The 14,290-nt window shown below is 75.7% G+C and carries 13 protein-coding genes; 6 read left to right on the forward strand and 7 right to left on the reverse strand.

What is annotated here, in order from left to right; translation table 11 throughout:
- The coding region (locus G5C65_RS17255; RefSeq protein ID WP_241265858.1) for an AAA family ATPase at positions 1-888 on the forward strand (888 nt) is incomplete at its 5' end.
- A gap of 94 nt (positions 889-982) precedes the next feature.
- Here the strand turns inward: G5C65_RS17255 and G5C65_RS17260 are convergent.
- Positions 983-3,343 carry a hypothetical protein gene (locus G5C65_RS17260; RefSeq protein WP_241265859.1) on the reverse strand — a complete coding sequence of 787 codons (2,361 nt, stop codon included), beginning with the start codon at positions 3,341-3,343 and terminating at the stop codon, positions 983-985.
- A 229-nt stretch (positions 3,344-3,572) separates the two neighbouring features.
- On the opposite strand from G5C65_RS17260, the gene G5C65_RS17265 reads away from it, so the two are divergent.
- Complete coding sequence (locus G5C65_RS17265) at positions 3,573-4,400, forward strand: DeoR family transcriptional regulator (protein WP_165299744.1); 828 nt, start codon at positions 3,573-3,575, stop codon at positions 4,398-4,400.
- 50 nt (positions 4,401-4,450) lie between these two features.
- Complete coding sequence (locus G5C65_RS17270) at positions 4,451-4,939, forward strand: SRPBCC family protein (RefSeq protein ID WP_338146480.1); 489 nt, start codon at positions 4,451-4,453, stop codon at positions 4,937-4,939.
- A 58-nt stretch (positions 4,940-4,997) separates the two neighbouring features.
- On the opposite strand, the gene G5C65_RS17275 is transcribed toward G5C65_RS17270, so the two are convergent.
- Positions 4,998-6,149, reverse strand: a complete 1,152-nt coding sequence (locus G5C65_RS17275) for a pyridoxal-phosphate dependent enzyme (protein ID WP_165299745.1) — start codon at positions 6,147-6,149, stop codon at positions 4,998-5,000.
- An 89-nt stretch (positions 6,150-6,238) separates the two neighbouring features.
- Here G5C65_RS17275 and G5C65_RS17280 point away from each other — a divergent pair, with 89 nt between their 5' ends.
- Together G5C65_RS17280 and G5C65_RS17285 are read left to right on the forward strand one after the other, a co-directional pair.
- Complete coding sequence (locus G5C65_RS17280) at positions 6,239-6,550, forward strand: hypothetical protein (protein WP_165299746.1); 312 nt, start codon at positions 6,239-6,241, stop codon at positions 6,548-6,550.
- A gap of 247 nt (positions 6,551-6,797) precedes the next feature.
- On the forward strand, positions 6,798-7,247 hold the full coding sequence (locus tag G5C65_RS17285; RefSeq protein ID WP_165299753.1) for an ATP-binding protein: 450 nt from the start codon (positions 6,798-6,800) through the stop codon (positions 7,245-7,247).
- A gap of 99 nt (positions 7,248-7,346) precedes the next feature.
- On the opposite strand, the gene G5C65_RS17290 is transcribed toward G5C65_RS17285, so the two are convergent.
- The 5 genes from G5C65_RS17290 to G5C65_RS17310 form a co-directional block, all read right to left on the reverse strand.
- Entirely contained in the window at positions 7,347-9,926 is a 2,580-nt protein-coding gene (locus G5C65_RS17290) for an ABC transporter permease (protein WP_165299747.1), read from the reverse strand.
- Positions 9,923-10,684 (reverse strand): ABC transporter ATP-binding protein, encoded by a 762-nt coding sequence (locus G5C65_RS17295; protein ID WP_165299748.1) that lies wholly within the window; start codon positions 10,682-10,684, stop codon positions 9,923-9,925. The genes G5C65_RS17290 and G5C65_RS17295 overlap by 4 nt, the downstream gene beginning before the upstream one ends.
- Positions 10,681-11,004 (reverse strand): SHOCT domain-containing protein, encoded by a 324-nt coding sequence (locus G5C65_RS17300; protein ID WP_165299754.1) that lies wholly within the window; start codon positions 11,002-11,004, stop codon positions 10,681-10,683. The genes G5C65_RS17295 and G5C65_RS17300 overlap by 4 nt, the downstream gene beginning before the upstream one ends.
- Before the next feature lie 175 nt (positions 11,005-11,179).
- Positions 11,180-11,698, reverse strand: coding sequence for a GNAT family N-acetyltransferase (locus G5C65_RS17305; RefSeq protein ID WP_165299749.1), 519 nt, complete (start codon positions 11,696-11,698; stop codon positions 11,180-11,182).
- Between the two features lie 77 nt (positions 11,699-11,775).
- Positions 11,776-13,017, reverse strand: a complete 1,242-nt coding sequence (locus tag G5C65_RS17310) for an ROK family protein (protein ID WP_165299750.1) — start codon at positions 13,015-13,017, stop codon at positions 11,776-11,778.
- 17 nt (positions 13,018-13,034) lie between these two features.
- Here G5C65_RS17310 and G5C65_RS17315 point away from each other — a divergent pair, with 17 nt between their 5' ends.
- Entirely contained in the window at positions 13,035-14,273 is a 1,239-nt protein-coding gene (locus G5C65_RS17315) for an MFS transporter (protein WP_165299751.1), read from the forward strand.
- Positions 14,274-14,290: the final 17 nt, after the last annotated feature.

The raw sequence follows: 14,290 nt of genomic DNA on the forward strand, positions 1-14,290 counted from the left end.
CCGCCCGCCGCCCCCGGCACGGCGCCGGCGGGCGCGCCGCCGGCCGCTGCGGCGGCCGCTGCCGCCGATGCCGCGCCCGCCCGGCCGTCCAAGGAGGTGCTGGGCGAACTCGACGCGCTGGTCGGCCTGGAGAGCGTCAAGCGCGAGGTGCGGGCGCTCACCGACATGATCGAGGTCGGCCGCAGGCGGCAGCGGGCGGGCCTCAAGGCCGCCTCGGTCCGGCGCCATCTGGTCTTCACCGGCTCCCCCGGCACCGGCAAGACGACGGTCGCCCGGCTCTACGGCGAGATCCTGCGCTCCCTGGGGGTGCTGGAACACGGCCACCTGGTGGAGGTCTCCCGCGTCGACCTGGTGGGCGAGCACATCGGCTCGACGGCCATCCGCACCCAGGAGGCGTTCGAACGGGCGCGGGGCGGCGTGCTGTTCATCGACGAGGCGTACGCGCTCTCGCCCGAGGACTCCGGCCGCGACTTCGGCCGCGAGGCCATCGACACCCTGGTGAAGCTGATGGAGGACCACCGGGACGAGGTCGTGGTGATCGCCGCGGGCTACACCGCCGAGATGGAGCGCTTCCTGGCCGTCAACCCCGGGGTGGCGTCCCGCTTCTCCCGCACCATCACCTTCGGCGACTACGCGCCCGGGGAGCTGCTGCGGATCGTCGAACAGCAGGCGGACGAGCAGGAGTACCAGCTCGCGGGCGGCGCGCGGGAGGCCCTGCTGGACCACTTCGCGGCGCTGCCGAAGGGGCCCTCCTTCGGGAACGGGCGCACGGCGCGGCAGACGTTCGAGGCGATGGTGGAGCGGCACGCGGGCCGGGTGGCCCAGCTGCCCGACCCCACCACGGACGATCTGACCCTCCTGTACGCGGAGGACCTCCCTTCCGTGTGACGCCGCAAGTCCGCCGGGACCGCCCGGCGGGCGGTCCCGGAAGGGCCGCGCGCCGGGCCGCGCCCCGGCGCGGCAGAGATCCATCAGCAGGGCCCTACGCCGGAGCGCGGCCCGCCAAGGGCTGGTCCTGGTCGGCCGGTTCCGGCACGGCGGGTCCGCGCGGCACCCGGACCCGGGCCAGCAGCCCGTCCCGCGTCTCGTCGAACGCCGGGTCCGCCTGGTAGTCGCTGTGCCCCAGGATCGGTGCGGGCAGCGGCCTCTCCCGGGTGCGTCCGTAGTCCAGCGGGTCCCGCAGCGGGACCCGGTCCACGCGGCGGCCGTCCCGCGGCTCCAGCCCCACCGGTCCGCCGATCGGGTCGGTGCACCGCCACAGGTTGCTCCAGCGGTCGATGCCGGCGTGCAGAGCGCCGAGCTGCGCGGGCCCGAAGTAGGCGGGGAACCAGCGTCCGTAGAGCCGCCCCAGCGGCGAGCCGTACGTCAGCAGCGCGACCTGCCGCCGGGTTCCTGGATCGAGCTGCCAGACGGCCGCCGCCGCCAGCACGCTGCCCTGCGAGTGCCCGGAGATGACCAGCCGCCGGGCGGGCCGCTGGTCGGTCCACATCGCCATCCGCCAGGCCAGGTCGGGCACGGCGCGCTCCGCGTAGCACGGCGGTGCGAAGGGGTGGGCCGCACGGGGCCAGAAGGTGCCGACGTCCCACAGGATCCCGATGGTGCGACGCGCCGACGGGTCGCGGTACGCCCGGCGTCCCCAGGCGACCAGCAGCAGGAAGCCGAAGCCGATCAGCCAGGAACCGAGGGCCTGCACCGTGTCGGCGAAGCCGTCGACCAGCGCGGGCGCCCCGTCGGCCGCCTCGCCGGGCACCTGCCCGGTGAGCGCCGTGCCCGCCACCGCGCAGCCGCCCAGCACCAGCGTCGCCGCCGCGACGGCGGCGACCAGCCAGGGCGCCTCGTCGGTGAGCCGGGCCCGCGCGATGGCCGCGCCGATACGGCGCGAGCGGGAGGCGTCGGGCACGGAGCCCGGGTAGGACGCGGCTACCCGGTCGGCCAGCTTCCGGCCGCGCCACCACACCTGGACGGCGAACCAGCACACCAGCAGCAGCACCAGCGCCAGCAGCACGGGGAGGACGGACGCCTGCCAGCTGAGGACCGTGGGCGGCCCCGCGATCAGCCCGTCGCCCGCACCGGGCGTGCCGGGGCCGTCCAGCCAGTCGGCCACCCGCTGGGACACCCCGCCGGACAGCAGGCCGCCCAGCGCGCAGGCCAGCATGGCGACGGCCGCGGGCGCGAACCCCGCGAGGGCCGTACGGGGAACGGGGCGGGAGCGGTGGAGCAGCACCCCGACCGCGCCCAGCGCGGCGACGAGGGCGCCCTGGAGCACCGCGAGCACCCCGAACGTCGCGTCACCCGGCAGTGCCCCGGCGGACACCCACTCCGGCCGGGACCAGGCGCCGTGGACGGCGGCGAGCACGGCCACGCCCAGCGCGGCGCCGGGCAGCACCCGTACGGTGAGCGCGTCGGTCCCCTCGTCGGCCCGGCTCTCCTTGCGCCCCCTGCGGCACACCGCGTACAGCACCCACACGCCGCCCGCGGCGAGCAGCCCCTGCAGCGCCCACCCGGTGGCGTCCAGCGCGGCGCTGCCGCCGGGGCGCCGGTCATGGCGCGCGGAGGCGGCGGTGAGCAGCGCGCCGACGGTGAGGAAACCGGCCGCCGTGTGGGCGGCGCGGAGCCGTGCGACCAGCCGCTTGCCGTACCAGAAGCCGGGCAGGGAGAGCGCTGGGCGCCCTTCCGCGGCGGAGGCGCCCTCGGGCACGGCGCGCCGCAGCGGCGGCTGGGACTCGTACGCGCTCCAGGTGCGGTGCGAGAGCCACCACAGCAGTCCGGTCACGGCGGCAGGGACGAGCGCCGCCAGGGCCAGCCTGCGGCCCGGCTGGCTCCACCAGCCGCCGCTGCTCCCGTCCGGGCCGGCGGCGAGGAAGCCCAGCCAGTCGCGCTGCGCCGCGCAGGCGTCCGTGCCCGCGCACTGCCAGGCGACCAGGTCGAGCGCCACCTCGCCGGCCGCGGCCACCAGCAGCACGGTGAGGCTCAGCGCGAGCAGCCGCACCAGGACGCCGTGCAGCCGTACCGCCCGGCGGCGGCCCTCGGCGGCCGGCCTGGTCCAGTGGGCGAGGTTGGCCACCATGAAGGGCAGCAGGAGCAGCCAGAGCGCGCGTGCGCTGTTGCCCGAGGTGAGGTTGGACCAGCAGTACGCCTCGGGCACCGGCTCGCCGGCGTACCGCTCGGGGTGCGCTTCGGCGTCCGTGTCGTCGGCGCGGCGGTACACGGCCGCGGTGCGGTCGCCGGTGACGCGCTCGGTGCGCGGATCGCCCAGCATCTTCTCGGGCGTGGCACCGCCCACGCCGTGGACGAGGAGCTCCAGGGAGAGCTCCTGCTGTGGTGGTGTGTGCTCTGACGGCATCGCTGAATCCCCCCGAATTCCCCCGTGTGACTCCCGCCGGCGGTCGTGCCCGGCACTCCAGCATGCTCACCCGCCGGGCTCCCGCGCACTCTCGTTGGGATGAACCCGGTGCACGCGCAGCCGAATCGTGACATGCGCGCGCCCTGCGCGCGCATGCGAGGATTGAGCCGCACCAGTGACCGCGCGCGGCCCCGCCGGCGCTCCATGGACCGAAGGGACGGACGAAGCGGTGAGCGACAACCAGAACCTCCTCGCGGAGCAGCGGCGCGCGCTGATCCTGGAGGAGGTGCGGCGCCGCGGCGGCGCCCGGGTCAACGAGCTGACACGCAAGCTCAGCGTCTCGGACATGACCGTGCGCCGCGATCTGGACGCGCTGGCACGGCAGGGCTCACTGGAGAAGGTACACGGCGGCGCGGTGCCGGTGGCGGAGGCGCGCACCCACGAGCCGGGCTTCGAGGCGAAGTCGTCGCTGGAGCTGCGCGCCAAGGAGGACATCGCACGGGTGGCGGCCCCGATGGCGCAGCCGGGCAGCGCCATCGCGCTGTCCGGCGGCACCACGACGTACGCGCTGGCGCAGCAGCTGCTCGACGTGCCCCATCTGACGGTCGTCACCAACTCGGTGCGGGTGGCCGATGTGTTCCACGCCGCGCAGCGCGCCCCGGGCGGCGATCCGGCGGGGCAGCCGGGCGCGGCCACGGTGGTGCTGACCGGCGGAGTGCGGACGCCGTCGGACTCTCTGGTGGGCTCGGTCGCGGACGCCGCGATCCGCTCGCTCCACTTCGATGTGCTTTTCCTGGGAGTGCACGGGATATCGGTGGAGGCGGGGCTGTCCACGCCGAACCTGGCCGAGGCCGAGACCAACCGCTGTTTCGTCGGGTCGGCGCGGCGCGTCGTCGTGGTCGCCGACCACACCAAATGGGGGACGGTGGGGCTGAGCTCGTTCGCCTCGCTGGAGGAGGTGGACACGCTCGTCACGGACGGCGGGCTGCCGCAGCACGCGCGGACCGAGATCGAGGAGCACCTGCCGGAGCTGGTCGTCGCCGGGGACCCGGCATAGGCTGTGCTGCCCGTACGACCGTAACGCGCGCACCCCTGGGGGCTGATCCCGTGGCACGCCACCTGCGTCAACTGCGTCCCGTCGAGCTCGGCTTCGCCGATACCGCACCGGTCCGGCTCTCCTTCACCGCGGACCTCGGAGTCCCGCGCGGCGCCCTGTACCGGGCGCTGGCGGACGAGGTGGCGGAGTGGCCGCGCTGGTTCACCGCCGTCACCCGGATCACGCCGCTGGGTGGCGGGAGCGCGCGCCGCGTGGAGCTCAAGGGCGGCGGTGTGTTCAGCGAGACGATCGTGGCGGCGCACCCCGGGGAGCGCTACACCTACCGGGTGGACGAGACGAACGCGCCGGGGATCACCGCGATGGTGGAGGACTGGAACCTGTCCCTCGCGCCCTCGGGGGCCGCGCGGGCGCGCTGGACGGTGGCGGTGGACGGCCCGCTGACGGCCCGGACGGTGGTGCGGATGAGCCGGTTCGGCCTCGGTCGCGCCTTCCGCGAGGCGATGCGGAACCTGGACCGGCGGCTGAGGGCGCGGGTGTGACGGCCGGGTGACGGTCGGGTGACGGCCCGCCCGGCCCGGCGCGGCCGCCCGAGCGGGCTCAGGCCCCCGCTGCCCACTCCCCCGTGGCCAGGAACCGCTCCAGGGTCCGGGCGTACGGCGCGATGTCGAGCCCCTGCTCGGCGAGCCAGGCGTCCGCGTAGTACTTGTCCAGATAGCGGTCGCCCGGGTCGCAGATCAGGGTGACGACGCTGCCCGTGCGGCCCGCGGCCCGCATCTCGGCGACGATCCGCAGCGCGCTCCACAGCCCCGTCCCCGTGGAGCCGCCGGCCCGGCGGCCCAGGGAGCGCTCCAGCGCGCGGACGGCGGCGACGCTGGCGGCGTCCGGCACCTTCATCATGCGGTCGATCGCGGCGGGCACGAAGCTCGGCTCCATCCGGGGGCGTCCGATGCCCTCGATACGGGACGCCGCGTCGCTGGCGGCGTCCGGGTCGCCGCGCGTCCAGCCGTCGAAGAAGCAGGAGTTCTCCGGGTCGGGGACGCAGACGCGGGTGTCGTACTGCATGTAGTGGATGTAGCGCGCGAAGGTGGCCGAGGTGCCGCCGGTGCCCGCGGTGGCGACGATCCAGGCGGGTTCGGGGAAGCGCTCGGCCGACAGCTGCTGGTAGACGGACTCGGCGATGTTGTTGTTGCCGCGCCAGTCCGTGGCGCGCTCGGCGTAGGTGAACTGATCCAGGAAGTGGCCCCCCGTCTCCGCCGCGAGGGCTGCCGAGACCTCGTACACGGAGCGCGGATCGTCCACCAGGTGGCACCGGCCGCCCTGGAACTCGATCAGCCGGGTCTTCTCGGGGCTGGTCGTGCGCGGCATCACCGCGATGAAGGGGACGCCGATGAGCCCGGCGAAGTACGCCTCGCTGACCGCCGTGGAACCGCTGGACGCCTCGATCACCGGCCGGCCGGGGCGGATCCAGCCGTTGCACAGGCCGTAGAGGAACAGCGAGCGGGCCAGCCGGTGTTTGAGGCTGCCGGTGGGGTGCGTGGACTCGTCCTTGAGGTACAGGTCGATGCCCCACTCCTCGGGCAGCGGGAACGCCAGCAGATGGGTGTCGGCGCTGCGCCCGCTCTCGGCGCGGACCTTGCGCACGGCCTCCTTGAGCCAACTGCGGTGGGCGGGGTCGCTGCGGTCCACGTCCGCCGTGGCGGCGGGAGCGTTCTCGGGTGCCGGGCGCGGGGTGCCTTCGGTGGTGCTCACGAGCCGATCATAAGGCGGCACTGGTAGACCGGCCGGGACCCGGGCACACTGCCCGCAGGGGCAGGACGAGCCGGTGGGAGGCGGTCGAGGTGGCGGAGCCCGAGTTCGACGCGGCGGGGGTCCGGATACGGCATATGTTGCGCTCGCTGACCCATGCCGGGCACGTCCTGGTGCGGGACGGCCGCCTGGTGCTGCAGACCAGCTACGGCAGCGAGATCGACAGCGCGCCGGTGGACCGGGTCCGGCTCAGCGCATACGGCCCCGGGAACCGGGTGGTGGCCACGCTGGGCCGTACGCGCTATCTCCTGGGCCTCACCCTCGGCCACCGCGAGGGGCTGCGCGCCGCGGTGCGCACGGCCCGCGCCAAGGCCGCCGCGGAGCGCGGCGTGCTCGGACGGTGACCGAGGGGCTACTCCCCGTTTGCCGCTCCGCGCCATCGCTCGCATGCTGAGTCTGTCGTGAGTCGGTCGCGTACGTCCGTCACACGTGATCCTCTCCCGCCCACCGCGGGCCGGCCCTCATCAGGGAGTCGTACTCGTGATCAGTCCACCCAGCGGCGCCGGCGCTCCCGCCGCCCCCTCCGTCTCCGCTGCCCTGACCGCCCCGGGCGGCCCTGCCAACCCGGTTGTTCCCGGCGGGCACTGCGCCGTGGAGTTCCAGGCCCTTCCGTCGTACATCGGCCGGGTGCGCAGAATCGTCTCAGCGCAGCTGCGTTACTGGCGGCTCGACCCTCTGATCGACTCGGCAGCGCTCGGGGTGACCGAGCTGCTGTCCAACGTCCACCGGCACGCCGGAGCGGACCGGCACTGCACCGTGGAGATCGCCCTCGCCCGGGGCCGGCTGACCGTCTCGGTGCGCGACCGCGACCCCCGGCTGCCGCGTGTGCGGTCGGCGCCGCCCGGTCTGGAGCCGGGCGGACGGGGGCTCGCCCTGGTGGCGGCGGTGAGCGAGAGCTGGGGCATGCGGGCGCAGCGGGACGGTTCGGGAAAGGTCGTGTGGTTCACGCTCCCCGCGGAGCGGGGGCCCGGCCGGGGCGGGGCCCGCTTCCGCCCTGTGCCCGGGGTGGTCGGCGGCGCCCCGCTGCCCGGGGCCCGCTGAGCGAGGGCCGCCGCCGTACGGGCAGGGGGCGCCCCCGGCGGAAGCGCTGCGGGCCCGTGCCGGAGCACGGGCCCGACTTGGCGCGCGGTGGGCGGCGCGTCACTCCGTGGCGATGGCGCGGAGGACGTCCAGGCGGGCGGCCCTGCGGGCCGGGCGCCAGCCCGCCGCCAGGCCCGCGGCCACCCCGACCAGGGCGACGACGGCCAGCTGCAGCGGCGGCAGGGTGAACACGCTGGTGCCCCTGCTGTCCGCCGCCTTGACCAGCGCCCAGCCGAGGAAGCCGCCGAGCCCGAGGCCGCCCACCGTGCCGAACGCCGCGACCAGCACCGACTCCCAGCGCACCATGGAGCGCAGCTGACCCCGCGTCTGGCCGACGGACCGGAGCAGACCCAGCTCACGGGTGCGCTCGTGGAGGGCGAGGGTGAGGGTGTTGGCGATCCCCAGCAGCGCGATCAGCACGGCGAGCGCCAGCAGTGCGTAGACGAGGGTCAGCATCATGTCGATGCCGCCCGCCGCGGACTGCGCGTACGCGTCGCGGGTCTGCACCTCGGGGCTGCCGTACCGCTCGGCGACCTGTTCGACGGCGGCCTTCCCCTCGCCCTGCGAGACCCCGTCCGCGAAGGTGACGGCCAGCAGGCTGTCGGAGTCCTGAGTGCGGTGCGGCCGCCACGCCTCGGGGGTGATCACGTAGTCGCCGGTCAGCTCGCTCGTCCCGTAGACCGCCCGGACGGTGAAGCGCTGCTTCTGGCCGTCGGTGAAGGCCAGTTCGACGGTGGAGCCCGGCTGCCAGCCGTGGTCCTCGGCCTGGTCGGCGGAGACCGCCAGGCCGTCGCCGCCCAGCCCGTCCAGGGAGCCCTGGACCGCGCCCAGGTTCATCACCCGGGGAAGCCTGGCGGGGTCGGCGACGGTCAGCTCCCGGCCGGAGCCTTCGACGCGGGCCACGCCCCGGCCGAGGCCGAGCGCGGTGTCCACCTCGGGCAGCTTCTCGACGGCCGGGGCCAGCCCGGGGCTCAGCCCGCTGCCGCCCGCGCCGAAGCCGGGGGTGGAGACGGCGACGTCGCCCGCGAAGTTCCGTGCGACCGTCTCGTCCATCGTCGCCTTCAGCGAGGACGCGAAGACCGTGAAGAGGGACACCACGGCGACGCCGATCATCAGCGCGGTCGCGGTGGCCGCGGTCCGTTTGGGACTGCGCAGCGCGTTGCGCTGGGCGAGTGCCCCGGTGAGCCCGCGCAGCCGGGCGACGGGCCCGCCCAGTGCCCGTACGGCGAACACCGCGGCGGCCGGCCCCAGGACGAGGAACGCGGCGAGCACAGCCACGGCGCCGGTCGCGGTGAGCGGCACCGAGGGGTCCCCGGCGCCGGCCCCGAAGGCCGCGGTGGCGAGGCCCCCGGCGCCGAGCAGCACCCCGGCCGACACCCGGCCGCGCGAGATCCGGGCGGTCTCGGCCGCCGTCTCGCGCAGCGCCGCCAGCGGGGCCGTACGCCCGGCCCGTACGGCGGGCAGCAGCGCGGAGCCCAGGCACACCAGGACGCCGACGCCGAGCGGCAGCAGCATCGAGACGGCGCCGACCACCAGCGGCCCCTCCGGGAACGGGAAGCCGATCGCCGGGAACAGGGCCTGCAGCCCGGCCGCGATGCCGACCCCGGCGCCCAGCCCCGCCACCGAGGCCGCCAGGCCGACGGCGGCGGCCTCGGTGAGGGTCGCTGCCAGCACCTGCCGCCGGGCGGCGCCCAGGGCGCGCAGCAGCGCGTTCTCGCGGGCGCGCTGGGCGACGACGATGGCGAAGGTGTTGTAGATGGAGAAGACCGCGACCAGCAGCGCGATACCGGAGAACACCAGCAGCATGCTGGTGAAGAGGGTCAGGAACTGGCCGGACAGGTTGTCGAGGTTCTCTTCGGCCGCCTCCTGTCCGGTGATCGCCTCGATGCCGCCCGGGAGCGCGGCGTCCAGCGCCCGCGCCAGCTCCTCCTGGCTGGTGCCGTCCGCGGCGCGCACCGAGATGCTGGCGGCCATACCGCGCTCGGGCATCAGATACCGCTCGGCGTCGGCGCGGGTCATGCCGGTGAAGGTGGTCTGCGCCATGCCGTCCTCGCCGCCGAAGGTGGCGAGCCCGACGACCTTGACCTGCAACGGGTCGGGGGTGCGCAGGGTGGTGGTGTCGCCGATCTTCAGGCCGCCGGACTCGGCGGCGCCCCGGTTGACGACGACCTCGCCGTGCGCGCGGGGCGCCCGTCCCTCGGCCAGCTCGTACGGGTTGAGCTGGTCGTCCTGCATCCAGTTGCCCGCGAGGGTGGGCGGGCCCTGGCCGCCGACGGGCTCGCCGTCGGAGCCGACGAGCTGGCCGGCGCCCTGCACACCGGGCTCGGCGGCGGCGACCCCGGGCACCTGCTCGACGGCGCGCAGCACGCTGTCGGTACGCAGCGGGCGGCGGGTGCCCATGGCGTCGTCGGCGGTGGTGATGACGCTGTCGCTGCGCACCACCGCGTCGGTGCCGCTGGTGGCGCTGCCGAACATGGAGTCGAAGCTGGCGCGCAGGGTGTCGCCCATGACCAGGGTCCCGGCGAGGAAGGCCACGCCGAGCAGGACGGCGGTGAAGGTGCCGGCGAAGCGGCGGCGGTGCGCACGCAGCGAGGCGAGGCTGATCCGCAGCGCGGCGCGGGTGCTGCCGTTGGTCCTCATGACCCCGCCTCCTTGCGGTCGTACGCCTTCAGCGCGTCCAGGACGCGCTCGGCCGTGGGTGCCGCCATCCGGCCCGCGAGCCGGCCGTCGGCGAGGAAGACGACCTCGTCGGCGTGCGCGGCGGCCACCGGGTCGTGGGTGACCATCACGACCGTGCGGTCCATCCGGCGCACCGCGCTGCCGAGCAGCCCGAGCACCTCCTCGCCGGAGCGCGAGTCGAGGTTGCCGGTCGGCTCGTCCGCGAAGACGACGTCCGGCCGTCCGGCGAGCGCGCGGGCCACGGCGACGCGCTGCTGCTGTCCGCCGGACAGCTCGGCGGGCCGGTGGCGCAGCCGGTCGCGCAGCCCGACGACGTCGATCAGCGCGTCGGTCCACTCCGGGTCGGGCCTGCTGCCGGCCAGGTCCTGCGGCAGCGTGATGTTCTCGGCGACGGTCAGGGTGGGCAGCAGGTTGAACGCCTGGAAGACGAAGCCGACGCGTTCGCGCCGCAGCAGCGTCAGCCTGTTGTCGCTCAGCGCGCCCAGCTCCGTGCCGCCGATGTGCGCCTCGCCGGAGGTGAGGGTGTCGAGCCCCGCCGCGCAGTGCATCAGCGTCGACTTTCCGGAGCCGGAAGGCCCCATGATCGCGGTGAACCGTCCGGCGGGGAAGCCGATCGTGACGCCGTCCAGCGCGCGGACCTCGGTCTCGCCGCTGCCGTAGACCTTCACGGCGTCGGTGACGCGCGCGGCGGCCGGCTGTCCGGTGACCGTGGCGGTCATGCCGCACCGCCGGTGCTGCCGCCGCTCTGCCGGTCCCGCGCGCTCTCGTTCAGCACGGAGAACCGGCGCCAGTACTCGTCCTCGTCGATCTCGCCCTGCGCGAAGCGCCGGTCGAGCACACCGAGCGGGCTCTCGTCACGGTCCGTGGCCTTCGCCCCGGGAGCGGCTCTCCAGGGTCCGCGCGGCCCGCCCCTGCCCCGCCACACGGTGCGGCGCAGCAGGACGATGCCGCCCGCGATGACCGCAGCCCAGATCAGCGGGAACAGCAGGACCCAGGGGCCCGGTCCCCCGCCGTCGTTCCAGTGCGCCAGCGCCTGCATCGCTCTCATCTCCTCGGTAGTGCCTCGCTGTCTGCGCTACCGAGAGTGGCCTCGAACGGGGGCCCGGGTCGTCGTATGGCCAGCGGCCGTACGGATACCCCGCGGGGAGTACGCGGCAGGGTCCGCGGCTGCTCTCCGGGAGCAGCCGCGGACCGTGCGGCGGGCGGGCCGCGCGCTACCGGGCCGGCGGGAGGTCGCGGCGCATGCACACCCGGGGCCAGCGGTCGAGCCCGTACGCGGACTCGCCGCGGCGGATCTCCCGCAGCCCCGGGGTGAGTTCGGGGTCGGCCAGCCGCCGGAAGCCGCACCGCTCGTAGTACGGCGCGTTCCACGGGACCTCGGCGAAGGTGGTGAGGGTGAGCGCCGGTGCCCGCTCGGCCGCGGCGCGCGCCGCGACGTGCTCGATGAGCGCGCGCCCGATACCGCGCCGGGCGCAGTCCGGGTGGACCGAGATCTGCTCGATGTGGACGTTCCCGTCGACGGGTTCCACCAGCACGTACGCGACGGGCCGGGCGTCCGGCCCCTCCGCGACCCAGAGTCCGCCCGCGGCGAGGTAGCCGTCCAGCGTGGTGAGCGAGGGCGGGTCGTCCCGCGCTATCTCGTCCATGCCGATGTCCTGGAACCAGCGGCCGGCGGCCCGCTCGATGTCCTGGAGCGCCGCCAGCTCGTGGCGTTCGCCCGTTCTGATCTGCATGGAACCATCCTGGCAGGTTTCGGCGGCCGGGACGGGGCCAGCCGGCTGACCGCCCCGGGCGGGCCCGCCCGGGGCGGTCAGCCGCCCAGCACGGCGAGCGGGTCGTCGAGGACGGGCTGCCAGGCGAGTTCGGCGGCGCCCACCACCGAGTTGTGGTCCAGGGTGCTCGGCTCGATGGGCACGCTGCCGCTCCGCCCCCACAGGCTGCGGTCGGCGACGACGCCGCGCAGCCGCTCGCCGTCCGCCTCGGCCAGCACCCGGTGCAGCCCGGCGAGCACGATGCGGTCGGGGTTGAGGATGTTGACCAGTCCGGCGAGCCCGAGCCCCAGCCGGTCGATCAGCAGCCCCGTGGCCTCGCGCACGGCGGGATCGGCCGCGTACTCCGTACGGATCAGGTCGGCGGCCTGGTGCAGGAGCGAGGACTCGGGGCCCGGGGTGCGCCCCGCCGCCGCCAGCAGCGCGGCGGGGTCGGCGGCGACGTCCAGGCAGCCGCGGCTGCCGCAGTGGCAGGGGCGGCCCTCCGGGGCGACGGTCAGGTGCCCCACCTCCAGCGCCAGGCCCGAACTGCCGGTGTGCAGCCGCCCGTCGAGCACCAGCGCGCCGCCCACGCCGCGGTGCCCCGTACCGACGACCAGCAGGTGGCGGGCGCCGCGCCCGGCGCCGTGCCGGTGCTCGGCGAGCGCGGCGAGGTTGAGGTCGTTGCCGGTGAAGCCGGTGACGGGCGGGGCTCCGGTCGGGCCGGGGATGCCGGCCTCGTCCAGGCAGCGCTGGAAGATGTCCCGCACCGGCGCGCCCGCCTCCCAGGCCAGATGCAGCGGGTTGAGCGCGGTGCCCTCCGGCTCCGCCACGGCGGACGGCACCGCGAACCCCGCGCCCACGCAGCGCCGGCCCGTCCGGCGCAGCAACTCCGCTCCGGTGGCGACCACTTCGCCGAGCACCCGGGCGGGGTCGGCGTGCACGGTGCCGCAGCCGGGCGCGGTGGCGACGATGCGGCCGCCGAGCCCGACGAGCGCTGCGCGGAAGCCGTCCGTGTGCACCTGGACGGCCAGCACCACCGGCCCGTCCGGGGCGACGGCGAGCCGGTGCGAGGGACGGCCCTGGGCGCCGGCGGGGGCCGTGGGGTGCGGGTCCACGCTGATGAGGCCGAGCGCCTCCAGTTCGGCGGCGACCGCTCCCGCGGTCGCCCGGGTCACTCCGAGCTGGGCGGTCAGCACGGCCCGGGTGGGCGCCTGCCCGGTGTGCACGAGCTCCAGCGCGGGACCGAGCGCCGAACGCCCTCTCTCCAGCCGTGGGATACGTGTTGTACGCGTCTGGGTCACTCCTCTATTCTCCCTTTGTGCCGACACTAAACAAAATACGGTCGGCGCTCGCCGGTGCACGGGGGCACGGCATCGCCACGCCGTCCGCTCCCACCCTCCCGGACCTGCGCCGCTTCCGTGCCGCACTGACCGCCTACTTCGCACTCGACGGATTCCTCTTCGCGGGCTGGGTCGTCCGCATCCCCGCCATCAAGGAGCAGACCGGCGCCTCCTCCAGCGCGCTGGGCCTGGCGTTGCTCGGTGTCTCGGCGGGAGCGGTGGCCACCATGGTGCTGACCGGACGGCTGTGCCGCCGGTACGGGCACCGGCCGGTCACGGCGGCGGCCGGCTTCCTGCTGCCGCTGAGCGTCGCGCTGCCGCCGCTCACCCACTCGGTGCTCGCCCTCGGCCTGCTGCTGCTGGTGTTCGGTGCGGCCTACGGCAGCATCAACGTCGCCATGAACAGCGTGGCCGTCGACCTCGTGGCGGCGCTCCGGCGCCCCGTGATGCCCAGCTTCCACGCGGCGTTCAGCCTGGGCGGGATGCTCGGCGCCGGGCTCGGCGGCCTGGTCGCGCCGCACCTGTCGCCCGCGCGCCACCTGCTGCTGCTCGCCGCCGCCGGACTGCTTGTCGCCGGGTGGGCCACCCGCCCCTTGCTGGCCACCGCCCTGCCGCCCGCGGAGCCCGCCGGGCGCCCGGCGGGCGAGGCCCGGCTGACCGGGAGGGCCCGGCGGCTGGTCGCCGTACTCGGCCTGATCGCTCTGTGCACGGCGTACGGGGAGGGCGCCCTGGCCGACTGGAGCGCGCTGCACCTGGCCGACAACCTGGGCGCGGGTCCGGGACTCGCCGCGCTGGGGTACTCGGTCTTCGCGGGCGCCATGACCGTCGGCCGCGCGTCGGGCACGGCGCTGCTGGAGCGGCTGGGCCCCGGCCGCACCCTGATCGCGGGCGGCGCGCTGGCCTGCTGCGGGATGCTGCTGGGCGCGCTGGCGCCGTCCGTCTGGGCGGCGCTGGCCGGGTTCGTCCTCACCGGGCTCGGGCTCGCCAACGTCTTCCCCGTCGCCATCGGCCGGGCCGGGGCGCTGGCCGGGCCGGACGGCGTCGCGGCGGCCTCCACCTTCGGCTACGGCGGGATCCTGCTCGGCCCGGTCGCGATCGGCTTCCTCGCCGACTGGTTCTCGCTGACGACGGCGCTGCTGACGGTCTCGGCGCTGGCCGCGTTCGCCTCCGTGGTCGCGTGGGCCGCGCGGCACTCCGTCCTGCCGGAGGGCGACTGACGGGGGGGCGACTGACG

The organism is Streptomyces boncukensis, from assembly GCF_011045075.1.
Taxonomy (GTDB): Bacteria; Actinomycetota; Actinomycetes; order Streptomycetales; family Streptomycetaceae; genus Streptomyces; species Streptomyces boncukensis.